The following is a 23,912-nucleotide window of genomic DNA, read 5'->3' as shown; positions in this document are numbered from 1 at the left end:
TCCGTGATGCCTGCTTTGATGCACATGGGGCTGTCGCATTTCGATGAAAATGCGGCGGCCTTTTTTATCGTGCGTGCGCGTCCGGTATCGCGTGCGTCACCGGGAAACGTCCTCAGTGACACACTCATCCGCGTGCTTGTTGTGGAAGAACATAGCTATGCCGGCGCCGCAGATGCATGTGTAACCCAGCACGCTCAGATGGTCCGGCACCTGTGCCAGGAAGATCCAGCCGAGCAGCGCCGTGAACAGCACCTGGGTGTAATCATACACGGATATCTCTTTTGCCGGTGCATACATGTACGCCCGCGTTATCCCGAACTGACCCACGCATCCGAAGGCACCCGCCAGCATCAGCATTCCAAACTGCCACAGCTCCATGGGATGAAAATCGCCAATCATGAAGGGCAGACAGGATGCACATGAAAATGCGGAGAACCAGAATATTATCCTGTCGCTTATTTCGCCGTTGAAGCTCAGCTTCCTCACGAATGTGTAGGCGGAACCCGCACCCGCGCCGCCGATCAGCCCCGCGATGGCCGGGATCATCTCCGGGTTGTCGAACCCCGGCTTGATTATCAGCGCGCTCCCCGCAAGCGCCACGCACACCCCAATGATCTGGATCCTGTCCGGCTTTTCCCTGAGAAGGAAGATCGAAAAAAGTATCGAAAAGAACGGCGACAGCTTGTTCAGCATGGTGGAGTCGGTTATCACCATCCTGTCGATCGCATAGAAGTTGCACATGAGGCCGATGGTCCCGCACAGGCACCGGAGAAACAGATCCGGCACGTTTTTTCGCCGGGGCATAGGAGAGATCCCCTTGCGGACGAGCATGATGCTCATGATCACAAGTGCCACGAAGTTGCGGAAAAAGGCTTTTTCGAGGGATGGCACGTCTCCGGCGAGGCGCACGCAGAGTGTCATGCCTGAGAACCCGAAGGCCGCGGCGATGATACAGATGATTCCCTTTGTTCTGTTTGAGATTTTTTTCTTAGCCATGCTGGACATTATATCACATGGAGGCGAGACAGACGGACTTATAAGATCCGCAGTTTCTCCTGTTTACCCGACCGGACCGATTGGACAAAACCAAGTACAACCTCACTTGTTGACAAATACCCCCAGGGGGTATATTATCCCAACCAGAAAGATAAAGATACAGCGTCCGATGGATGTGGACGCTTTCATCAAGCAGATATTGATCACAAGAGGTGGACGCCATGACGGATAAAAACAAGACCGCGGCTCCGGCCGAAAGACCGGACGACGGCAACAATATCCCCGAGCAGGCCTGCAAACAGGGCTGTGACCAGATGTCGGAGGACGTCTGTCCAACATGCTCTCACCGCAAGAAGCTGAGGGCTCCCGAAGAGAAGAAAAAGCTGCTCAACCGGCTGAGACGCATCGACGGCCAGGTGAGGGGCCTGGAGAGGATGGTGGATTCCGATGCCTACTGTCCGGACATCCTGGTGCAGGCGTCGGCGGTGAACAGCGCAATGAACGGCTTCTGCAAGGAGCTCCTGGCAGAGCACCTGCGGAGCTGCGTGGTGGAAGACATAAAAGATGGAAGAGAGGACACCATAGACGAGCTGGTGGAACTTCTGAAGAAGCTCATGAAGTAGTTCCGGAATGGTGCCGGGAGGCGAGATATTATGGAAAAGTTCAATGTAGAAGGAATGCACTGCGCCGCGTGCAGTACGAGGGTCGAAAAGGCGGTGAGCAAGGTGCCGGGGGTCGATTCCTGCTCAGTCAGTCTTCTCACCAACTCCATGGGAGTAGAGGGGGATGCGTCCCCCGAGGAGATAATCGAGGCCGTGGAAAAGGCGGGTTACGGTGCCAGTCTCATGGGCGGAGAGGCCGCTGAGAGCAGATCTTCGGACGGAAGCAGCGTGCGAGAATACAATGAGAGGCTCGAGCAGCAGAAAAAAGCTCTTGAGGACAAGGACACCCCGAGGCTGAGAAAGAGACTCATAACATCCTTGGGCTTCCTCCTCGTGCTCATGTATTTTTCGATGGGACACATGATGTGGAGCTGGCCGGTGCCGCAGTGGCTCGATGGAAATCACATTGCCATGGGGCTCATAGAGATGATCCTGTCGGCGATAATAATGATGATAAACAAGGACTTCTTCACCAGCGGGTTCACCAGCCTCTTCCGGGGCGGCCCGAACATGGACACACTGGTGGCCATGGGCTCATCGGTGTCTTTCGCCTGGAGCGTGTTCGTCCTTTTCAAGATGACCGGTGACCAGCTCACCGGTGACTCCGCAGCCGTGATGTCCGACATGCACAGCTTCTACTTCGAATCCGCGGCCATGATCGTGACGCTTATCACCGTGGGAAAGATGCTGGAGGCCATGTCCAAGGGCAAGACGACGGATGCCCTGAAGGGCCTGATGAAGCTGGTCCCTCAGACCGCCACGGTCGAGCGTGACGGCCAGGAAAAAGAGGTCCCGGTGGACCAGGTGTCCTTAGGCGATGTTATCGTGGTGAGGGCCGGAGAGAGCATCCCGGTGGACGCCGTGATAGTCAGCGGAGAGGCCTCAGTAGATGAGTCGGCCCTGACGGGAGAGAGCATCCCGGTGGACAAGGCCCCTGGAGACAGGGTCTCCGCCGCGACCGTCAACATGTCCGGATACATCAAGGCAAAGGCCTCCAGGATAGGAGAGGACACCACACTTTCCCAGATCATCCAGATGGTGAGCGACGCGGCCGCCACAAAGGCGCCTATCGCCAAGATCGCGGACAAGGTCGCAGGCGTGTTCGTCCCTGCGGTACTGATAATAGCCGCCGCGGTCACTGCGATCTGGATTCTGCTGGGACAGACTCCAGGCTTCGCACTGGCGAGGGGCATCGCCGTACTGGTGATCAGCTGCCCTTGCGCCCTCGGACTGGCGACACCTGTTGCCATCATGGTGGGGAACGGACTTGGCGCCAGAAACGGCATACTTTTCAAGACCTCTGCCGCCCTGGAGGAGACCGGGCGCATCGAGATAGCCGCTCTGGACAAGACCGGCACCATCACGAAAGGCCAGCCTTCACTCACCGATATCGTTCCGGGAGAGGGTTACACAGAAGAGAGCCTCCTGTCCCTGGCCTACTCCCTTGAAAAGAAGAGCGAGCACCCGCTGGCAAAAGCCATTCTCGCCAGGGCAGAGGAGGACGGCACTCCGTTCAGGGAGGTGTCCGGATTCAAGGTCCTCTCGGGCAACGGGCTCACGGGCACTGTCGACGGCGCCGAGCTCGCGGGAGGGAACCTGGCCTTCATCCAGACGAAGCTGAAGGACGGCAGCGGCCCCGACCCGGCGAAGGCACAGGAGCTCGCCTCTCAGGGTAAGACCTGCGTCTACTTCTCCGAGGCCGGAAAATACGCCGGCATGATGGGCATCGCGGACACCATCAAGGAGGACAGTCCTGAGGCCATCAGGGAGCTCCACAGCATGGACATCAAGGTGGTCATGCTCACTGGGGACAACCAGGTGACCGCCCGCGCCATCGGCAGGCAGGCCGGAGTTGACGAAGTCATCGCAGGGGTGCTCCCTGGAGACAAGGAGGCCGAGATAAGGAGGCTTCAGGAAAAAGGAAAAGTCGCCATGATAGGCGACGGCATCAACGACGCGCCGGCCCTCACCAGGGCGGACATAGGCATCGCCATCGGCGCCGGCGCAGACGTGGCGGTGGATGCCGCGGACGTGGTGCTCATGAACAGCAAACTGACAGACGCAGCCGCCGCCATAAGGCTGAGCAAGGGAACGGTGAGGAACATAAAGGAGAACCTCTTCTGGGCGTTCTTCTACAACATCCTGCTCATCCCGCTGGCCGCAGGCCTGTACACTGCGCTTTTCCACGGCTGGACAATGAACCCGATGTGGGGCGCCGCGGCCATGAGCCTCTCGAGCTTCTGCGTGTGCATGAACGCCTTGAGACTTAACTTTTTCAAGCTCCACGACCCGGGCAAGTTCGCCGCCCGGAGCGCGGGATCAGATACAGGTAACGAACCATTAGTGACAGAGACGCTGAGAAGTAACGAAAAGGAGGAAGACGCTATGACAAAGACCATGAAGATCGAGGGAATGATGTGCACGCACTGCGAGGCCACAGTCAAGAAGGCCCTGGAGAACCTGGACGGAGTGACCGAGGCGAAGGTGAGCCACGAGGCAGGAGAGGCAGTGGTCTCCATGACCGAGGACGTGGCGGACGACGTTCTCAAGAAGGCAGTGGAGGACAAGGACTACAAGGTAGTCTCCGTTGCATAGACCGGCCGGAAGGCTGCAGAAAGGCGGTGGACCTGAATGAATGGAGCATCGTTGATAATACTGGCCGCACTTGCGGTGGCGGTATTCCTGGCCCTGCGCTACGTGTACAGGGAAAAGAAGAAGGGCAACGCCTGCATCGGCTGTCCTTACGCGGGGAGCTGCCACGGGCAGGACCGGTGCGAAGTTGAGAGAAAAGACGTTTCCCGCTGAAACGACACTGTGCGGGACCAGAGGAACACGAGTATACAGGCTGCTGCATTTTGAAAGACAAATGCGGCAGCCTGATTTTTCTACCAGAAAAGGCTGGCACATTCCAGATGCGCCAGCCCCGTATGCTGCTTTTACCGGTTTTCAGTTCTTTCTGTTTTTTGCCGGAGCTTACTCTACCAAGAGCTTACTCCGCGATGCATGTGCCGACGCAGGAAGCTCCTGTGAATGCGGCATTTCCTTCGTCTGTATCCAGGTGGACCACGCTGTCAGGTCCTCCGATGCGGACGATCACGTCACTGAATGTCAGGGCTCTGTCCTTGCCCGTGTCTATGCGGAGATCGATGTTCTGATTCTGAGTCACGCCCAGCTTTGCGGCGTCCTCCTCATTGAGGTGCACGTGTCTCTGAGCGATGATGCAGCCGTGGTCGATCTCAACGTAATTGCCGTTGCCCGCTACGATCTTGATGCCAGGCGTGTTTTCCAGATGTCCGGAAAGGCGGATAGGCGCATCCACGCCGAGTGATCTCGCGTCGGTAGCGGAAAGCTCTACCTGAGTCTCCTTTCTGGCAGGTCCCAGGATGGCGACTCTCTCCATGGAACGCTTAGGCCCTACGAGAGTCACTCTCTCGGCCGCAACGTAACCGCCGGGGATCTCTTTTTTTACAGTGAGCTCCGCGCCTGCTCCGAAGAGCTTCTCGATGTCCGCCTGGGACAGGTGCACGTGGCGTGCGCTCACCTCTACTGTTACATCCAATCTACCCATAATGTCTTCCTCCTGAAAAAATCGATAGTTCTTTCTTTTCCTTCCGCCCCGGCTTCCCCGGGACCTTGATCGTCAGAATTATAGCACAGGAAAAACAATTAGTCCGGGAAAAAATCAAAGTAATTGACTTTTCGGCATACCGTCTCTATAATTTCATTAATAGAACATAGTTCTGCTATATAGAACACAAAGAGATAGAAACACACCACGTTATCACACCTTGGACCGGAAACCGATGGGAGGTCATTCAATGAAGCTGCTGATTATCAATCCCGGTGGCACGAGTACGAAAATTGCTGTTTACAACGACGAGGAAGAGGTGTTCAAGAAGTCCATACCCCACACGGCGGAGGAGCTGAAACCTTTTCCACACGTCTTCGATGAATACGAGTACAGGAAGAAGCTCATCCTCGACGCCGTAGAAGAAGCCGGCATCGATCTCAAGGAGATCGGGTGCGTCGCCGGAAGAGGCGGGCTCATGCGTCCGGTGGTGGGCGGCACCTATAGGGTCAATGAAAAAATGGTGGACGATCTGCGGAACGCCGTCGAGGGTGAACACGCATCCAACCTGGGAGCCCCCCTCGCTAAGGGCATCGGCGATTCCCTGGGAGTTCCGTCCTTCGTGGTGGATCCGGTGTCCGTGGATGAGATGATGCCTAAGGCCAGGATCGCCGGAATAAAGGACCTGGAGAGGCCGAGCTGGTTCCACGCCCTCAACCACAAGGCCGTGGCGAGGTTCACCGCGGAGAAGCTGGGAAAGAGATACGAGGACTGCAACTTCATCGTGGCCCATCTGGGATCGGGCATCTCCATCGTGGCCCACGACCACGGGAAGATGGTGGACGGAAGCGGCGGCAGGACCAACGGACCTTTTTCGCCTGAGAGAAGCGGAGGACTTCCTACCTACCCGCTCATCGAACTCTGCTACTCTGGAAAATACACCCATGAGGAGATGGTCTCCAAGGTGAGCAGCGTGGGAGGCATGTACGACTACCTCGGAACGAAGGACATGCAGGAGATAGAAGACCGCATGAACGGAGGAGACGAAAAGGCGGCCCTTATCATGCAGGCGTTCACATACTTAACGGCGAGGGAGATCGCGTCCTACGTACCGGCCTTCAGCGGTCCGGTGGACAGGGTGATCATGACCGGAGGGATCGCCCATTCTCAGTACGTCGTGGACGAGGTCTCCAGGATGACCGCATCTGTAGCTCCGATGGAGGTAGTTGCGGGAGAGTTCGAGATGAAGGCTCTGGCCCTCGGTTCTCTCAGAGTCCTGAGAGGAGAGGAAGAGGCCAGGGAGTACGTGTAGAATCACGGGCACGCACATGATGCGCGGCCGCGGCCGCATAAGCGGCACAGTGATCAAGGAGGTTTGAATAATGAAGTTTTCAGTACGCATGGACAGGATCAAGGCTTCGGGTATCAGAGCGGTGCAGAAGAGAATTGCGGGAAGATCCGATATCATCTCCTTCGCGGCAGGACTCCCTGACCCGGCGCTCTATCCGATGGAAGACCTGGAGAAGGCGACGGCCGAGCTGTACGCGAAGGACGGGAGAAAAGCTTTTTCATACGGGCTCACGAAAGGTTACGGACCGCTCCTGGATATCCTGGTAAAGAGGATGAACGAGAAGGAGCATGTTCAATGCTCCCTGGAAAACATCTGCATCCTCAGCGGATCCCAGCAGGGCCTCGGGCTAGCCGCGCAGCTCTTCATTGACGAGGGTGACGTGGTCATCACGGAGAACCCGAGCTACCTCGGCGCCATCAACGCCTTCAGGCCTTACGGGGCAGAGTTCGCAGGCGTGGATACCGACGATGACGGCATAGTGATCGAGGACCTTGAGAAGGTGCTGGAGGAGAACCCGAGGGCTAAACTCCTCTACATGATACCTAATTTCCAGAACCCGACAGGAAAGGCCTGGACCCTCGAGCGCAGGCAGAGGTTCATGGAGGTGATAGAAAAATACGATGTTGTCGTAGTCGAGGACAACCCGTATGGAGAGATCCGCTTCAAGGGCGATCCGCTGCCTGATCTTAAGTCCCTGGACAAGACGGGGCAGGTGATGTACCTTGGGTCCCTCTCGAAGGTGCTGAGCCCCGGAATGAGGATCGCTTGGGTCTGCGCATCTCCGGAGATCGCATCGAAGGTGGAGGAGCTCAAGGAGACCAACGATCTCCAGAGCCCTGAGCTCACCCAGATGCTCGCCACATACTACATGAACATGTTCGATCTGGAAGCCCACATCAAGGAGATCCAGGAGACATACAAAGAGAGATGCGAGCTGATGATCGAGATGATAAAGAAGTACTTCCCTAAGGAGATCAAGTACACCGATCCTGAAGGCGGCATGTTCCTGTGGCTGGAGCTCCCTGAGGGCCTGGACAGCGACAAGATCCTGGACGAGGCCGTGGAGGCCGGCGTGGCCTACATCCCGGGAGAGTCCTTCTTCGCCCAGGAGGGCGTGAAGAACACCGTGAGGATGAACTTCACCATGGTGAACGATCAGCAGATAAGAGACGGGATAAAGATCCTGGGAGAGGTGTTCTCGCGTCACATCCAGGGGTCGAATAAATAAAAGGGAGGACTGATATATGAAAAGCAAAGCAAAACTTGTCATCACCCTGCTGGTGTTGGGGAGCTGCTGGTCCGTAGTGTACCTGGTGCCGTATCTCCAGTACACCTGGTATGACCCGTTCAAGGAGTTCATAGGGGCGTCCAACACGCAGCTGGGGCTGCTCCTGACGATATACGGATTCGGAAACGTTTTCGGAGCGCCTGTGGGAGGATGGATCTCAGACAGGTTCAACTACAAGGTGATATACGTTCTGTCCGTGCTGCTGAACGGCATCTTCGCACTGCTGTTCCTGGTGCATCCGACATACGGATTCGCCGTGTTCATGTGGATCGGCTTCGCTGTGGCGAGCCTGTTCTTCAACTATCCGGCTCACATCAAGATCGTGAGAGAGCTGGCCAGCGACGAGGACCAGGGCAAGATCTTCGGCTTCAACGAGACGGCCATCGGCCTCGGAAACATAGTCTTCAGCTCGCTGATGATGATCGCCTTTACAAAAGCGGCCACGGATATCGGCGGCATCAAGGCTGCTGTTATCTGCAACGCCGTGATATCCTTCATACTCACGGGCCTCGTGATGGTCGTGCTGGAGAACCCTAAGAAAAAGAAGAAAAATGCTGAGACGGTGGAAGTCAAAGAGGCGGCTCCTGCGGTCGAGGAGGAGCACGCAAACTTCTTCCACGATTTCAAGAAGATCGCTAAGCAGAAGGCCACATGGCTGGTCGCTCTCAACATCTTCGCCGTATATTCATTCATGACCACACTAACGTACTTCACGCCGTATTTCACACAGGTCATGGGCGTGACGGTCACCCTCACGGGATGGGCCGCAATAGCAAGGCAGTACGGAATGCAGCTGGTGGGCGCTCCCGTAGGCGGAGTGATGACGGACAAGGTGAAGTCTCCGTCCAAGGTACTGATAATAGTGTATATCGTTGGTATCGCGGGGCTCATCTACATGCTCATGCCTAAGAGCAACGTCACCGTGGCCATGATCATCGCACTTACGCTCATACTGTCGTTCTTCGTGTACATAGGAAGAGGAGCATATTACGCAACGCTGACAGAGGCCGGAGTCCCGAGAGAGCTCAGCGCATCCACCATCGGAGTTGCTGCTGCGGTCGGATTCTCACCTGACCTGTTCCAGTTCACTCTGTTCGGATACTGGATGGACAACTGCGGAGACGCCGCGTTCACCTACATGTTCGTATACCAGACTATCGTTCTGGTGGTGGGCATCCTGGCGGCGGCTACCATCCTTAAGAGGAAGAAGACGGTACTCGCAGAGGTTCAGTAGTCCGTCAACAAAAGTGACACGATCAACTATTTACCTCATATGATAATACTTTAGCTTTAGGAAAAGCCCTTCCCCGGCCGTTCACTGGTGGCCGGGGAAGGGCTTTTTCGTGGTGATCATGTGGAATGCAGCTCCATTATTACAAAATGGAATACTACAATTACATTTTGTTATTAAGTGCTTAAGCTCACAGTTTGTAATCCGTCACGAAATCGATGAGTTCCCGTAAAAGTGGATCAATGTGATGATTGTTTTTTATTACGAGTGCCATGGTGATTTGCAGATCCTTATCGATGGATATCAGACGTATGCCAAGATCTTCATATGATTTAGCCAGTCGTTCAGAGAGAAGGGTAACTGCTCTGCCTGAGATAGTGGCGTTTATTACAGTGTCTATATTTCTGAATGGCTGGATGTTTCGGCTGCTTATCCCTGCATCAGCAAGGGCTTTGGTAGTAAGATCGTACATACCTGTCTTTTGGTCTGGAAGAGCGATGTGTTCATTTATCAACTCACGAAGATCTACAGATGACCGTCTGGCAAAACGATGACTGGAATTAACAGCCAGCATAAGCTTGTTTTTTGATAACCGGTAAGTGGTGAATTTACGGTCCAGCTTCATCGTTGGTGAGATCATGATAAATGCAGCATCGATCTCTTCGCTTTCGAGCATCTCAAGCAAATCGAAACTGGGCAGATCGATGATAGTGTATTCAACTTCGCTATTACCCTGTTTTCGAAAATCGTAGAGCATGGTAGAAATACCCATGCGCCCCATGACAGGGATCGATCCGATCCTGAGAACATTCGCGGAATGGATCACATATTTTGCCATGGCCAGCTTCATATCGTGATGATATTGACAAATCGATTCTGCATACTGGATGAATTCTTTTCCGGCAGGGGTTATTGAGATCGGCCGTTTGGAACGATTGCAGAGCGTGACGCCATTCAGTTCAGCCTCAAGTTTTGCAATGTGTTTTGACATTACCGACTGTGAAACGTGACAGCTCGCGGCCGCTTCAGAAATGTTGCGGTATTTATTTATCGCCAGCATAAATTGCAGATCGTCGAAGTCCATATCTTTCCTTTCAGTACAATTCTACTATTCCAATTGAGAATAATAATACGACGGATCGGAATCCAGGTCAAACCCCGCTTTTAATAAAATCCAGATAGAACAAAAAAGGATGTGCAATCAAATAACGAGTTTGAAGCGCTAATGATCATATCGGGAACGAATGTGAAAAAGGAGGATCTCATGAAAAACAAAATCGCACTGGAAGAACATTTTGCTACCGAAGAATATCTTCAGGATGTGAAGAGATTCTTTATCCGCGAAGGAGCTGATGTATGGGAAAAAGCAAAGAATACGATCTGTGATATTACCGGAGGCGAAAGACTCGAAAAGATGGATGAGGCAGGTATAGAAAAATCCATCCTTTCGCTTTCATCCCCTACTATTCAGGCGATCTGCAACACAGAAGATGCCATTGAAGCAGCGAAGGCGATCAATGAGTACACCGCAAACCAGATCGCTCCCCGCAGAGACAGGTTTGAAGCTTTCGCAGCACTTCCGACACAGTCACCGGAAGCTGCAGCGAGGGAGCTGGAGCGCTGCGTAAAAGAGTATGATTTTAAGGGCGCACTTATCAATGCTTACTGCAATGTGGATGATCCGACAAAACCTGTTTTTCTTGATGAGCCTCAATACGAACCATTCTGGGCCAAGGCAGCTGAGCTCGGTACGCCAATTTACATTCATCCAAGGCCAGTTCCACAGGCTGTGAAAGACATCATGTTCGGAGACAACCACTTCTGGATGGAAACAGCTGCATGGGGATGGCATGCAAACCTTGGAACACAGATACTGAGACTTGTATCGAGCGGTATTTTCGATAAATATACAAATCTTCAGATCGTGATCGGTCACATGGGAGAACTCCTTCCGATGTTCCTATGGAGGATAACGAACAGGTGTAACACCCATAAGAGAGACTGCCTTGCTGAGCTGCCTATCAACCAGTATTTCCAGAGGAATATTTCAATCACAACTTCCGGAAACTGCAGCACTCCTGCATTGATGTGCGCAATGATGGAGATGAGCACAGACAGGATCATGTTCTCTACAGATTATCCTTATGAGACTATGAAGCAGGCATCTGACTGGTTTGATAATATCCCGTTCAGCGATATCGATAAGGAGAAAATGGGAAGAACAAATGCGGCAGAGCTTTTCCACATTGATCTTAAGTAAAATCGTTGTTCTGATTATGGTATGACACTGGAGAACTGATATGGGAATGAAAGATAAAGATAAGAAACCAGAGCGAAAGCTGACGATTTCTGGTTCGATACTCATACTTGCAGTTATTTTTGCAACTATCATTGGAGGGATCCGGCTAGGATACGGCACAAACATGTCGCTCTTTGCAGGTGCATTTGAAGCCATGATCGCCTGCCTGATCCTGAGGAAACAGTGGGATGAAGTTCAGAAGCCGATTCTGGATTTTATGAGTGGAACTCTGGTCGTCTGCATAATTCTTATCGATGTAGGAATTATGGTAGGATCCTGGATAATCGGAGGGACGGTTCCATCATTGATGTATTATGGCCTGAAACTGATCTCTCCCAATCTGGTAGTACCGATGGCATTTCTGTTATGTGCAGTCATGTCGATCTTTACAGGAACGAGCTTCGGCTCGATCGCAACCATGGGGATCGCAGTTACTGGCGTTGCAATTGGAGTTGGGGTCCCGATGCCGCTTGTAGCGGGTGCTGTTGTGGCAGGTGCCCACGTTGGAGATAAAATGTCCCCTATGTCAGACAGCACAAATCTTTGTTCAGGTGTAGCAGGTGTAGATCTCTATGATCATATAGGATCAATGATGCATACCACCGTTCCGGCAGCATTGATCTCATTGATACTGTACTGGGTCATGGGAATGAGATACACAGGCAATGAAACAGCGGATAAAAATGTTCACTTGATGCTGAATACTCTGGATGCAAACTTCAATATCAGCCTTCTGGCACTTGTTCCTGCGATTCTGATGATAGTCATTGCGGTCGCCAGGATACCGGCTGTTCTGGGACTTACGGCCTGCTCTATTTTCAGTGTGTTTTATGCTATCCTCATGCAGGGATGCAGCTTAAGCGAGGTGATGGTGGTAGCACAGAATGGATATGCTTCTGACACCGGTGTGGAACTTGTAGATGGGATCCTTAACAGGGGCGGAATGAGCTCTATGATGGGAACTGTAGGAATGATCATGCTCGCCTGCATGATGGGAGGTGCGCTTCAGGCGACAGGGGCACTTAAAGTATTCATGGACAATGTGCTTATGAAGAGGGTAAAAAGTGCCAGGTCTCTTGTTGTCATTACGATGATATATAATTATCTCATTCTGGCAGTATCGGGTAACCAGATGCTCGGCGCTGTAATGTCAGGCCCTACTTTTGCAGAAACGTATGATGAGATGAACATTCATCGTAAAGTCCTTACCAGGTGCATGGGAGATACGACAATAAACGGTTCGGCGCTGATCCCGTGGTCTGTTGCAACTGTATATGCTGTCGGGGTCCTCGGCACAGGCAATGCATCATTCATTCCTTATGAATTCTTCTGCTACATAGTACCGGTATTCACATTGATATCAGCGTTTACGGGCTGGGCAATGTGGCATTCGGACGGCACACCATTCATTGAGAAGAAGGCTTTACAGACGGAATAGTCCGAGACTTCGCATAAAAATGATCCTCCCGCAAGGGAGGACCTTTTTCGTATACACATCATCTCCTGCCGCCGCACTTAAGTGTCTGCTTATCTGACCTTCAGGCTGTACGCCAGCTCCGGATCCTCGAGGAGGTCAAGGCCTATCTCGGTCAGGAGCTTTATGGAGTCGATGGCTCTTTCCTTTGCGTAAGGCTGGAGGAGAGCATCCCTGAAGGCCTCCGTGTGGCAGCCCTCTCCGTGCTGAGCCATCTTGATCATAGGGTGGAAGGTCGGGATGACCTGGCTCACGTTGCCTGTGTCCGAGGCTCCTCCGGCGAAATCGATGCCGCTCTCCGTGAGCTCCGGGAACTCCGGCAGGTGGTCCCTGCAGAGCTCCATGAGAACCGGGTTTGTTATGAGAGCCTCACAGGTAGGCTCGAAATGCGCCCACTTCATGGTGCATCCCGTGGCCAGGGCCGCTCCCTCGGCGCAGGCGACTATCCTTTTCAGGAGACCCTCCAGGTACTCCTGATCCTGCGATCTGTACTCGATCCTTGCGGAAGTGTAGGCGGGAACGGTGTTGACCTCGTCGCCACCGTTGGTTATGATCCCGTGTATCCTCGTTCCGTCCATCGTCTGCTGGCGCAGGGCGTTGATGCTGTTGAAGAGCTGGATGACCGCGTCGAGGGCGTTTTTCCCGTACCACGGGTGCTCGCCGGCGTGGGCGGCCTTTCCGAAAAACTCTATGTCGATGCCGCCTATGCCGACTACAACAGGTGCCAGCGTCGTTGCGTAGTTTCCATGGATCTCCAGGGCGGCGTTGTACCCGTCGAAGGCACCGGCTTCCACCATGACAGGTTTTCCCTCTCCGGTCTCTTCTCCGGGAGTCCCGAAGACCGTGACCTCTCCGGGAAAGTCCTTCAGGGCATCTGCCAGTACGATGCCCGACATGGCCGAGACGGTGCCTATCCATTGGTGGCCGCAGGCGTGGCCGGAGCCTGGCAGGGCGTCGTACTCCGCCAGGAAGCAGATGCGCGGGCCATCGCCGTTTTTCTTAGTCGCCTTGAATGCCGTATCTATTCCGCAGTATGGGTACTCCACATCGAACCCCTCGTCCCTGAGGACCCCCGCCAGGTAGGCGGAGGACTCGTATTCTTTCATCGAAGTCTCCGGATGCTGGAAAATGTAGTCCGCAATGGAGAAGGCCTGATCCCTTCTCTCGTCGGCCATCTCCATGAGCCGCCTTCTGACGGTATCCTTTTCGCTGATGCTCATATGTCCGATCCTCCTTGTGTCATGCTATGCGATTTTTCTTTTACTAAAAAACATCCGGCACGTCAGACCCCGCAGAGACGATGTCCTCCGGCGGCACCTCCGACCTCTTCCTGATGGTGATCCCAAGCACCGCGAACGCGATCGCCACCAGCGGGTTCAGCAGGTTGAAAAACGCGTACGGCAGGTACTGCACCGTTGGAACTCCCAGGTACGTGCTCATGGCAACGGCACACGTGGTCCACGGGATGAGAGGCGAGGTGATGGTCCCGAAGTCCTCAAGAGCTCTGGAGAGGTTCTGAGGAGCCAGGTCACGCTTCTCGTATTCTTCCTTGTACATTTTACCCGTAAGAAGAATGGAAAGGTACTGTTCGCCGCATATGAAGTTGATCACTATGGCGGTGAAGCCCGTTGCCACGATCAGGCCTCTGTTGCCCTTCGCCAGCTTCAGGATGTTCTCGCCTATCGTGTGGAGCATGCCCGACTGGTGCATGATCCCTCCGAAGGTGAGGGAGCACAGGATGAGGGATACCGTCCACATCATGTTCTGGAGGCCGCCCTTTGTGAGGAGATCGTCCAGGACCTGATTCCCCGTTTTGCTCGTGTACCCGTAGCTGAGCGCCGTCCCGATCTCCGTGATCCCCTGGTGCTGAACGCACACGGCACAGAAGATGCCGAGAGCCACGCTGAAGATGAGTCCCGGGATGGCCGGGGTCTTGAAATAGATCATCAGGAAAAGTATGAGCAGCGGCAGGAGCAGTAGCGGCGACACCACGAAATTGTCCGCAAGGTCGCGGGAGACCCTGGCGATGGTGCCGCTGTTTTCGTTACCCGCGGTGTACCTGAGGTTCAGGATCATGAAGGCCACGCAGGCGAGGGCGTAGCTCACGCCGGTGGTGTACATCATGTGCCTGATGTGGGCGAAGATGGTGGTCCCGGACACGGCAGGGGCCAGGTTAGTAGTGTCGGAAAAAGGCGACATCTTGTCTCCGAAGTACGCCCCGGAGACCACGCATCCGGCGGTGACAGGAGCGGGGATGCCCATGCTGATCCCTATGCCGACCATGGCCACGCCCAGTGTGCCGGCGGTGGTCCAGGAGCTGCCCGTGGATATGCTGATCACGGAACATACTATCAGGCACGTAACGAGAAAGAATCTCGGGGATAGTATCTTCAGGCCGTAGTAGATGATGCTCGGCACTATCCCGCCGGATATCCAGGAACCTATGATCAGGCCGATGATACAGGCGATCAGGATCGCCTGCATTGCGTTGGTGATGGAATCTATGATGCCCTTTTCGATATCCTTCCACGGATTCTTGAGCACGAGCGCCGATATCAGCCCGGATATCACCGAGGCGATTATAAGCGGGATCTGGATATCCACGTCGTACTTTATAAGCGCCAGGAGCAGCAGGATGAATACTGAAAAAATCGGCACCAGCGAGATGAGAAGGCCGGGCTCCTTAGGAGCGGCAGGTGCTGGCTGTTTGTTCTTACTCATGGTGTTTGCCTCCTCTTTGGAAAAAGTATTTTTGACTGCGGAAAAAGACGGGCTTCCGCGTCAGGAGGTCCTGCTAGTAGAAATAGAACGATAAGATGTAGAAACACAAAATTAGAACGCTGTTCTAAAATAGAACTTAGCATATTTCCTTCATGTTGTAAACCGTGACAGCTTGTTAAATAAACATCAAGGGGGTCCGGGGCACCTCTCGTGGTTGACGGGATATATGTGCAATGGTATAATCCCGTTAAAACAGAACAACGTTCTATTATGCGGAACAGATTAGCGTAACCTTAACCATACGAAGAGAGGAGATCTGGATCCGCCGTGTTTCTATCAGTACTACAGTAAAGCGCATGGATCATCGGTCCATGCAGGTTGTTGAGAAAGGACGATATCCTATGGAAAAGATCAGACTGGATACTCAGCGCTGCAAGGGATGTTATCTCTGCATAGCCAACTGCAAGCCCGGTGCTCTTTCTCTGTCCGGCGAGACGAACGGCAAGGGTGTTATCACTGTCAAGGTGGATCAGGAGAAATGTATCGGCTGCGGATGCTGCTATGCTATGTGTCCGGACCTTGTATTCGAGATCCTGTAGTCAATAAGGAGAAGTAACATGGAGAAGAGAATAATGAAGGGCAACGAGGCCCTGGCAGAGGGAGCAGTGAGAGGCGGATGTCGCTTCTATGCCGGATATCCCATCACGCCTCAGTCGGAGATCCTGGAGTGGATGTCCTGGAGGCAGAAGGAAGTAGGTGGAGTTTTCATTCAGGGAGAGTCTGAGATAGCCAGCGTTAACATGACATTCGCTGCACGCTCTCTAGGAGCAAGAGCTCTCACGTCTACATCCGGCCCTGGATTTTCCCTGTATCAGGAGGGCATTGCTTACTGGGTGTCCGCAGGAGTGCCGGCGGTAGTGGCCTGTGTGCAGCGTTTCGGCATCGGCGACGGGTTCATCTCCGCCGGACAGGACAACTACTGGCAGGCAGTAAAAGGCGGCGGAAACGGAGACTACCACCTTATCACCCTGGCGCCTAACAGCGTCCAGGAGAACGTGGACATGGCCTATGAATCGTTCGCCCTTGCGGAAAAGTGGATGCACCCTGTGCTCATCCTCTCCGACGGCACGATCGGCCAGATGATGGAGCCGTGCGTGCTCCCTCCTATGGTGGACTACGACATGGATCAGCCTTGGGCTGTCAAAGGCTGCAAGGACGGAGAGAAGAACAAGGTCATCACAGACATCACCTACTTCCAGGACATCGACGAATGGAACGCGGGATACCTGAAGAAGATGAGAGAGATAAGCGAAACAGAACAGAGGTGGGAGAGCTTCTGCGTCGAGGACGCCGACATAGTTCTGGTGGCCTATGGCATATCCTCCAGAGTAGCAGAGAGCGCCGTCCATCAGGCCCGCGAAGAGGGATTCAAACTAGGACTCATCAGGCCTATAACGCTGTGGCCATATCCTCGCAAGGCCTTCAAGGAGATCCCTGACACCTGCAGGGGCGTGATCACGGTCGAGGTAAACATGATGGGCCAGATGAGGGACGACGTGATCATCACAGTAAAAGGAAAGTTCCCGACCTTCGCCCTCACCACGAACCAGAGGATCGCCAAGGTGGATCAGGTCGTGCAGTATGCGAAGGACGTTTACGACGGAAAGATCCGGGAAGAGGAGGTATACTGATGCCAGCTAGAAAAGCACCTGATTTGATGTATGCGGAAAACAGGTTCTGTGCCGGATGCGGACACGGGATCTTCGACAGGATCCTGGGAGAGGTCCTGACAGAGATGGGGATAGTACAGGACACCATCATCTGCTCCGACATAGGATGTAATCACCAGTTCCAGTTCTGCATGAGAGTGGATGCCATAGTACCGCCTCACGGGAAGATGGGAGCCGCACTCACCGCTCAGAAGCACGTCCGTCCCGACAAGTACGCGCTCACCATCTGCGGAGACGGAGGAGCCTACGCCATCGGCCTCGGAGAGACCATGGCCGCAGCCACGAGAAATGAGAACGTCACCTTTTTCGTGATGAACAACACGGTATACGGAATGACCGGCGGACAGCTGGCCCCTACCACCATGATGGGGCAGAAAACGGCTTCCTCCAAGGCCGGCAGGACCTATGAGGAATACGGTGAGAACTTCGACGTCTTCAAGGTGATGCAGGGACTGGATATTGCATACCTGGCGCGCACCTCCGTTACGAACCCGGGCAACATAGCGAAGACCAAGAAGTTCGTGCGCAAGGCGCTGGAGAAACAAAGAGACGGCAAGGGCTTCTCACTGGTGGAGGTCCTCGTTCCGTGCCCTACGAACTGGGGCATGACTCCTGTGAAGTCCATGGAGTATATTGACCAGGTCGTTTCGACCCAGTATCAGCTGGGCGAGCTCATAGACAAGTAGGAGGGAGGCAGCGATGATAAGGAGAGTAATTTGCGCAGGCCTTGGAGGCCAGGGAGTTCTCACGGCAGGAAAGCTCCTCATGTATGCGGCCTATGACAAGGAACTTTCGGTGACCTGGTTCCCTTCGTACGGCAATGAGATGAGGGGTGGAAACGCCAATTGCAACGTCATCATCAGCGACAAGAAGATCGCGACGCCGTATGCCGACCATCCGGACATCCTCATCGCAATGAGCACGTCTGCGGTTGACATCTACGAGGGATCCATGGCACCTGGCGGGACTCTGTACGTTAACAGCTCCATGGTCGACCCTGACAGGAAATACAGGGACGACATCAAGGTGGTGAAAGTTCCTGCGACCGACCTCGCCATCGAGCTGAAGAGCGAGAGGAATGCGAACCTCTGCATGCTGGGAAGCGTGATAAAGGATTCTGAGCTCTTCTCTCGGAAGGAGTTCGAGGATTCCATGTGCTCCTACTTCGAAAAGCAGGGAAAGGGCAGGTTCAACGAAGGAAACTGCAAGTGCGTAGAGGCAGGATACGGCCTTTGATCCGCCCAAGACGGCACTGGTAAATGGCAGATAAAAGGTAAAAAAAGGGCTGCTCCGTCAGGGGCAGCTCTTTCTCATCTAGTTTATGAACAGATCCTTCGTGATCTGCTTGCTCAGCTCTTTCATGTATTCTATCTTTTCCTCCCGGTGGTCGTCCCTCGTCCTGGTCACCGGACCGGAGAGACTGAAGGCAGCGACCGCCGCGCCGTCTCTGAGGATCGGGACGCCTATACAGTACAGGCCTTTTTCCCTTTCCTCGTTGTCTATGGCGTATCCCTGCTCCCTCACTTTCTCGAGCTCTCTGCGGAGACCGTCCACCGTGGTGATGGTGTTTTCGGTGAACTTTTCCATCTTCGCGTTTTCGTACACTGAAAGATCTATATTGTCGGAAAAGGCCAGCAGGCACTTTCCCAGTGAAGCGCAGTAGCACTCGCTCATGGAGCCGACCTCGATCTTCGCACCCAGGGACAAGCGGCTTGCGCACTCTCCCACGATCATGATGTGGTACATACCGTCGCTGCTTCTGGAAAGCTGTCCCAGATTCACCGCATCCCAGAATCTGGCGTTCAGCTTGTCGAGATAAGGGTGGATCAGCTCGGGAAGCCCGCTGGATCCGTAGCGGGACGGGGAAAATGCGAAGATCTTAGGCCCCAGCATGTAGAGCTCGCTCTTCGGATCCTGTATCACGTATCCCCTGCTCTGGAGCGTGGCCAGCGACCGGAACACGGTGCTCTTGTAGAGATCCAGATCTTTGCTGATCTGGGATACCGCCACCCCCTGTCCGGCCGTGTAGAGATATTCCAGGATGTCCAGCGTACGGCTCACAGAGTTGATGATGACTGAAGACTTGTCGGTGCTTTTTTCTGCCATTTTTCTTTTCCTCTCGCCTGTCCCGGGGGCGCGGGTATATGCCTTGCCTGAGCAGGACGATATTCTTTTAGCTTCATGTATTGCATACATGTTAAAACAAAAAAAATCGCCGTTCAAGATGTATTAGTTTCAACACAAACGGCGGAAAATCAAATCTTTTTCTGCCTCACGGGACGGTCGTTCAGCGGCGGACCCGGCGGTGAAATAAATGACAAGAAGGGCCGCTGATGATATAGTTAGTATTGTACCGTCGGCAGACCGCCGGCGTGAAACTCAGAGAGGTTTTTTCGGGAGGGAAGCCATGTCCCAGGTCTTGAGACTGAAGAAGTCGAATTGTCAGAACTGCTATAAATGCATACGCCACTGCCCTGTGAAGGCCATACGGTTCTCGGGCGGTCAGGCCCACATCATCGACGAGGAGTGCATCCTCTGCGGCACGTGTTTTGTTGTCTGTCCTCAGAACGCCAAGGAGATCGTGGACGACAGGGAAGCCATAAAGGTGATGCTCCAGGACGACGCTCCCGTTTACGTGAGCATGGCCCCGTCATTTGTAGCCAACTACAACGTGGGCATCGAGTCCATAGATGAGGCGGTGAGAAAGCTGGGGTTCGCCGGAGCGGAGGAGACCGCCATCGGAGCCACGATAGTAAAGAGAGAATACGACAAGATGGTGGATGCGGGAGACGAGGAGTGCATGATCTCCTCCTGCTGCCACGCCGTGAACCTGTTGATCCAGAAGCACTATCCGGACCTTCTGAACAGGCTCATAGACATTGCCAGTCCTATGCAGGCCCATGCTCTCGACATCAAGAGGAGACACCCTGATGCAAAGGTGGTGTTCATAGGGCCGTGCGTGGCCAAGAAGGACGAGGCCCTTCAGTATGACGACATAGTAGACGGGACCCTCACCTTCGAGGACCTGAGCCGGTGGCTGGAGGACGAGGGGATAGAGCTCACCCGGTCCATGAAATTCAGAAACGACTCAAAGACCAGGATCTTTCCTACATCAGGAGGGATCCTCAAGTCGATGGAGAAGAGGAACCCGGATGTGAAATACCTGGTGGTGGACGGCGTGGAGAACTGCATGGCTGCCCTGGAGGACATAAGAAAAGGCGGGGACGGGAAGCTTTTCATAGAGATGTCCGCATGCGCAGGGAGCTGCATGAACGGCCCTGTAATGGAGAAGTACAACTCCCATCCTGTGGCGGAGTACATGGCCATAGCCCAGTATGCCGGGATGGAGGACTTTCCGGTGGAGCAGCCCGATCTGAACCAGATCAGGAAGGGCTTCGAGGTGATAAAGATGGACAGCATCAAGCCGCCGGAAAGGGAGATCCAGGCCACCCTGAGGCGCATGGGCAAGTACACACCGGCGGACGAGCTGAACTGCGGCACCTGCGGATACGAGACCTGCAGGGACAAGGCCATCGCCGTCATACAGGGCAAGGCCGAGATCGGCATGTGCCTGCCGTACATGAGAAACAAGGCCGAGGACATGTCCAATATCATGTTCGACAGCACTCCTAACGGCATCATAGTCGTGAACGAGAGGATGGAGATACAGCAGATAAACCCTGCAGCATGCAAGATCCTGAACGTGAGGATGCCTTCGGACGTAAAGGGTGAGCAGGTGGTGACTCTGCTCGAGCCGAAGCCTTTCATCGACGCCATGGAGGGCGGGCGGCAGATTTTCCTGTGCCTGTATCTCGCGGAGTACGACAGGTACGTGGAGGAGACCGTCTTATATGATAAAAAATACGGCATGCTCTTCTGCCTCCTGAGAGACGTGAGCGACGAGGCCAGGGAGAGGGCGAGAAAAGAAGAGATCCGCCTCCAGACCACGGACATCGCGGACAAGGTGGTGGACAAGCAGATGAGGATCGTCCAGGAGATCGCCTCCCTGCTCGGAGAGACGGCTGCGGAGACGAAGATAGCCCTGACCAAACTTAAGGAGTCGATATCAGATGAATGATCTCAGCGTTGACATCGGATACAGAAGCATAAACCACGTGGACGAGCAGCTCTGCGGCGATCACGTGGACGTGGTGGAGCAGGGGCCGAACTCAAAGGTGGTGGTCCTTGCCGACGGGCTTGGGAGCGGAGTGAAGGCAAGCATCCTGTCCACGCTCACGTCAAAGATCATATCCACCATGATGGCGGAGGGGCTGGGCCTCGAGGAGTGCGTGAGGACCATCATAGCCACACTTCCGCTCAACAAGGACCACGGTGTGGCTTACTCAACATTCACCATCATCCACATAATCGAGAACGAGACCGCAGAGGTCATCCAGTTCGAGAACCCTGAAGTCATCATGATCAGGGACAACAAGATCTATGAGTACGAGACCATCGAGACCGTGATAGACGGCAACAAGGTCCTCAGGTCCGCGATACCTCTTCAGGAGGGGGATATTTTCGTGGCCATGAGCGACGGGTGCCCACACGCCAACGCCGAACGGACCTACAATATGAACTGGAAGGTCTCCGACATAGCTGATTTCATGGCCACCATCTCCCACGTGGGATACACCGCCAAGACTCTGGCCGCGATCCTGATCGAGGAGTGCAACAAGCTGTATGACGGCAAGCCGCTGGACGACGCCACGGCGTGCATAGTAAAGGTGATAAAGAGGCAGCAGGTGAATCTCCTCTTCGGGCCGCCTGCGGACCCCGACGACTGCGACCGCATGATGTCCATCTTCTTTTCCAAGAAGGGAAAAAAGATCATCTGCGGAGGCACCACCGCCAAGATCGCGGCGGACTACCTGGGGAAGCCGATAACATACACGTCAAAGATCGTGAGCCGGGATGTGCCGCCCACGTCTGAGATCGAGGGCGTGGACCTGGTCACAGAGGGCATCGTGACCATGGACAAAGTCCTCAAATACGCAAAGGAATATCTCGACAGAGATGAAGGATACATGCAGTGGGGATTCCAGCACGACGCGGCGGCGGAGATAAGCAGGATCCTTTTTGAAGAGGCCACGGACATAAACTTCATGGTGGGCAAGGCCATCAACCCGGCTCACCACGGCAGCAACACCAGCATCAGCTTCAACGTGAAGGTGAACCTGATCGGCGAGCTCACCAGCTGTCTGGAGGCCATGGGTAAAAACGTGAAAGTGAGCTTGTTCTGATGGAACAGATGTCATTCACCGACGAACAGATCAATACGGGAGACGACAGGCTCCAGCCGCTTGCCGCCAGGATGCGGCCGGTGAGCCTGGACGAGTTCGTGGGGCAGGATCACCTGCTTGGGCCGGGGAAGGTGCTCACCAGGGTGATCCAGCAGGACCAGGTGACCTCCATGATCTTCTGGGGCCCTCCTGGAGTCGGCAAGACCACCCTCGCCCGGATAATCGCCCACGAAACGAAAGCGCGTTTCATCGATTTTTCTGCGGTCACCAGCGGCATCAAAGAGATACGCCAGGTGATGGAGGACGCAGAGAAAAACAGGCGGTTCGGCCAGAGGACGATCCTCTTCGTGGATGAGATCCACAGGTTCAACAAGGCACAGCAGGACGCTTTTCTGCCCTTCGTGGAAAAGGGAAGCATCATCCTCATCGGCGCCACGACCGAGAATCCGTCCTTCGAGGTGAACGGCGCTCTCCTGTCCAGATGCCGGGTGTTCGTGCTGAAGCAGCTTGAAAAAAAGGATATCGAGACTCTGCTGAGGCGTGCGGTCACCGACCCCAGGGGATTCGGCAGGAGCGACGTGGACATAAGCGATGACAAGATCGCGGCGATCGCCGCCTTTTCCAACGGGGATGCAAGAAACGCCCTTTCCACCCTGGAGATAGTCGTCCTGAACGGCGACATAGACAGCAATGGCACCATACACGTGACGGAACAGGTGATGGAGCAGTGCCTTTCCAGGAAGTCTTTGCTGTATGACAAGAACGGAGAGGAACACTACAACCTGATCTCGGCCCTCCACAAGAGCATGAGAAACTCAGACCCCGACGCGGCGGTATACTGGCTCGCCAGGATGCTGGAGGCGGGAGAGGAGCCGCTGTACATCGCCAGGAGAATAATAAGATTTTCCTCGGAAGACGTGGGCATGGCTGACCCGAGAGCCTTGGAGCTCGCCGTCGCGGCGTACCAGGCCTGCCACTACATCGGGATGCCGGAGTGCAGCGTCAACCTCACCCAGGCGGTGGTGTACATGGCTCTGGCGCCGAAGTCCAACGCCATGGAGACCGCCTACCTGGATGCGAAGAAGGACGCCATGAAGCAGCTGGCGGAGCCGGTGCCGATGAACATCCGGAACGCTCCGACACGCCTCATGAAGGACCAGGGCTACGGAGAGGGATACAAGTACGCCCACGATTATGAAGGACACATTACGGACATGGAGTGTCTGCCGGACTCCCTGAAGGGAAAGACCTATTACCACCCTTCGGACCAGGGGCTTGAGGTAAGATACGGACAGCGTCTGGAGCAGATAAAAAAATGGAAGGAAGAGCAGAGAAAGAAGAGGTGACGA

21 protein-coding genes are annotated in these 23,912 nt (G+C 54.4%); 15 read left to right on the top strand and 6 right to left on the bottom strand.

Annotation, left to right across the window (positions count from 1 at the left end):
* Positions 1-96: 96 nt before the first annotated feature.
* Positions 97-996 carry a DMT family transporter gene (locus BQ7382_RS06515; protein WP_077391843.1) on the bottom strand — a complete coding sequence of 300 codons (900 nt, stop codon included), beginning with the start codon at positions 994-996 and terminating at the stop codon, positions 97-99.
* Positions 997-1,217: 221 nt separating this feature from the next.
* Here BQ7382_RS06515 and BQ7382_RS06510 point away from each other — a divergent pair, with 221 nt between their 5' ends.
* The 3 genes from BQ7382_RS06510 to BQ7382_RS06500 are packed head-to-tail and all read left to right on the top strand — an operon-like array spanning position 1,218 to position 4,463.
* Positions 1,218-1,619, top strand: coding sequence for a metal-sensing transcriptional repressor (locus BQ7382_RS06510; protein WP_330618571.1), 402 nt, complete (start codon positions 1,218-1,220; stop codon positions 1,617-1,619).
* A gap of 30 nt (positions 1,620-1,649) precedes the next feature.
* The gene (locus BQ7382_RS06505) at positions 1,650-4,253 is read left to right on the top strand and encodes a heavy metal translocating P-type ATPase (protein WP_077391318.1); all 2,604 of its coding nucleotides are present in this window, start codon (positions 1,650-1,652) and stop codon (positions 4,251-4,253) included.
* 36 nt (positions 4,254-4,289) lie between these two features.
* Positions 4,290-4,463 carry a FeoB-associated Cys-rich membrane protein gene (locus BQ7382_RS06500; RefSeq protein ID WP_077391317.1) on the top strand — a complete coding sequence of 58 codons (174 nt, stop codon included), beginning with the start codon at positions 4,290-4,292 and terminating at the stop codon, positions 4,461-4,463.
* Between the two features lie 184 nt (positions 4,464-4,647).
* On the opposite strand, the gene BQ7382_RS06495 is transcribed toward BQ7382_RS06500, so the two are convergent.
* Positions 4,648-5,226 (bottom strand): PduL/EutD family phosphate acyltransferase, encoded by a 579-nt coding sequence (locus tag BQ7382_RS06495; protein WP_077391316.1) that lies wholly within the window; start codon positions 5,224-5,226, stop codon positions 4,648-4,650.
* A gap of 250 nt (positions 5,227-5,476) precedes the next feature.
* Between BQ7382_RS06495 and buk the strand changes: the two genes are divergently transcribed.
* The 3 genes from buk to BQ7382_RS06480 all read left to right on the top strand — a co-directional run bounded on the left by buk (position 5,477) and on the right by BQ7382_RS06480 (position 9,099).
* Positions 5,477-6,538 carry a butyrate kinase gene (gene buk / locus BQ7382_RS06490; protein WP_077391315.1) on the top strand — a complete coding sequence of 354 codons (1,062 nt, stop codon included), beginning with the start codon at positions 5,477-5,479 and terminating at the stop codon, positions 6,536-6,538.
* A gap of 70 nt (positions 6,539-6,608) precedes the next feature.
* Positions 6,609-7,805, top strand: coding sequence for an aminotransferase-like domain-containing protein (locus tag BQ7382_RS06485; RefSeq protein WP_077391314.1), 1,197 nt, complete (start codon positions 6,609-6,611; stop codon positions 7,803-7,805).
* A gap of 16 nt (positions 7,806-7,821) precedes the next feature.
* Positions 7,822-9,099, top strand: coding sequence for an MFS transporter (locus BQ7382_RS06480; RefSeq protein ID WP_077391313.1), 1,278 nt, complete (start codon positions 7,822-7,824; stop codon positions 9,097-9,099).
* Positions 9,100-9,286: 187 nt separating this feature from the next.
* Here BQ7382_RS06480 and BQ7382_RS06475 read toward each other — a convergent pair whose 3' ends face one another.
* Complete coding sequence (locus BQ7382_RS06475; RefSeq protein ID WP_077391312.1) at positions 9,287-10,180, bottom strand: LysR family transcriptional regulator; 894 nt, start codon at positions 10,178-10,180, stop codon at positions 9,287-9,289.
* 180 nt (positions 10,181-10,360) lie between these two features.
* Between BQ7382_RS06475 and BQ7382_RS06470 the strand changes: the two genes are divergently transcribed.
* Positions 10,361-11,356 carry an amidohydrolase family protein gene (locus tag BQ7382_RS06470; RefSeq protein WP_159437248.1) on the top strand — a complete coding sequence of 332 codons (996 nt, stop codon included), beginning with the start codon at positions 10,361-10,363 and terminating at the stop codon, positions 11,354-11,356.
* A 40-nt stretch (positions 11,357-11,396) separates the two neighbouring features.
* Positions 11,397-12,833 carry a Na+/H+ antiporter NhaC gene (gene nhaC, locus BQ7382_RS06465; RefSeq protein ID WP_077391310.1) on the top strand — a complete coding sequence of 479 codons (1,437 nt, stop codon included), beginning with the start codon at positions 11,397-11,399 and terminating at the stop codon, positions 12,831-12,833.
* 89 nt (positions 12,834-12,922) lie between these two features.
* On the opposite strand, the gene BQ7382_RS06460 is transcribed toward nhaC (BQ7382_RS06465), so the two are convergent.
* Positions 12,923-14,089 (bottom strand): M20 family metallopeptidase, encoded by a 1,167-nt coding sequence (locus BQ7382_RS06460; RefSeq protein WP_077391309.1) that lies wholly within the window; start codon positions 14,087-14,089, stop codon positions 12,923-12,925.
* Positions 14,090-14,132: 43 nt separating this feature from the next.
* Entirely contained in the window at positions 14,133-15,590 is a 1,458-nt protein-coding gene (nhaC, locus tag BQ7382_RS06455) for a Na+/H+ antiporter NhaC (protein WP_077391308.1), read from the bottom strand.
* Positions 15,591-15,991: 401 nt separating this feature from the next.
* Between nhaC (BQ7382_RS06455) and BQ7382_RS06450 the strand changes: the two genes are divergently transcribed.
* From BQ7382_RS06450 to BQ7382_RS06435, 4 genes are read left to right on the top strand one after another with little or no spacing between them, the layout of a single operon-like run.
* Entirely contained in the window at positions 15,992-16,189 is a 198-nt protein-coding gene (locus BQ7382_RS06450; protein ID WP_077391307.1) for a 4Fe-4S dicluster domain-containing protein, read from the top strand.
* 18 nt (positions 16,190-16,207) lie between these two features.
* Positions 16,208-17,281 carry a transketolase C-terminal domain-containing protein gene (locus BQ7382_RS06445; protein WP_077391306.1) on the top strand — a complete coding sequence of 358 codons (1,074 nt, stop codon included), beginning with the start codon at positions 16,208-16,210 and terminating at the stop codon, positions 17,279-17,281.
* The gene (locus BQ7382_RS06440; RefSeq protein WP_077391305.1) at positions 17,281-18,006 is read left to right on the top strand and encodes a thiamine pyrophosphate-dependent enzyme; all 726 of its coding nucleotides are present in this window, start codon (positions 17,281-17,283) and stop codon (positions 18,004-18,006) included. The genes BQ7382_RS06445 and BQ7382_RS06440 overlap by 1 nt, the downstream gene beginning before the upstream one ends.
* Before the next feature lie 13 nt (positions 18,007-18,019).
* Entirely contained in the window at positions 18,020-18,556 is a 537-nt protein-coding gene (locus BQ7382_RS06435) for a 2-oxoacid:acceptor oxidoreductase family protein (protein ID WP_077391304.1), read from the top strand.
* Between the two features lie 78 nt (positions 18,557-18,634).
* Here BQ7382_RS06435 and BQ7382_RS06430 read toward each other — a convergent pair whose 3' ends face one another.
* Positions 18,635-19,426, bottom strand: a complete 792-nt coding sequence (locus BQ7382_RS06430) for an IclR family transcriptional regulator (protein ID WP_159437247.1) — start codon at positions 19,424-19,426, stop codon at positions 18,635-18,637.
* A 301-nt stretch (positions 19,427-19,727) separates the two neighbouring features.
* Here BQ7382_RS06430 and BQ7382_RS06425 point away from each other — a divergent pair, with 301 nt between their 5' ends.
* From BQ7382_RS06425 to BQ7382_RS06415, 3 genes are read left to right on the top strand one after another with little or no spacing between them, the layout of a single operon-like run.
* The gene (locus BQ7382_RS06425; protein WP_077391302.1) at positions 19,728-21,398 is read left to right on the top strand and encodes a [Fe-Fe] hydrogenase large subunit C-terminal domain-containing protein; all 1,671 of its coding nucleotides are present in this window, start codon (positions 19,728-19,730) and stop codon (positions 21,396-21,398) included.
* Positions 21,391-22,563 carry a SpoIIE family protein phosphatase gene (locus tag BQ7382_RS06420; protein WP_077391301.1) on the top strand — a complete coding sequence of 391 codons (1,173 nt, stop codon included), beginning with the start codon at positions 21,391-21,393 and terminating at the stop codon, positions 22,561-22,563. The genes BQ7382_RS06425 and BQ7382_RS06420 overlap by 8 nt, the downstream gene beginning before the upstream one ends.
* A complete protein-coding gene (locus BQ7382_RS06415) occupies positions 22,563-23,909 on the top strand; it encodes a replication-associated recombination protein A (protein WP_077391300.1) in 1,347 nt (448 codons plus the stop codon). Before BQ7382_RS06420 ends, BQ7382_RS06415 begins: the two co-directional genes overlap by 1 nt.
* The last annotated feature ends 3 nt before the right edge of the window (positions 23,910-23,912 follow it).

Source organism: Mobilibacterium timonense, from assembly GCF_900155555.1.
Classification (GTDB): Bacteria; Bacillota; Clostridia; order Peptostreptococcales; family Anaerovoracaceae; genus Allobaileyella; species Allobaileyella timonense.
This window is presented reverse-complemented; position numbering and strand designations above follow the sequence as displayed.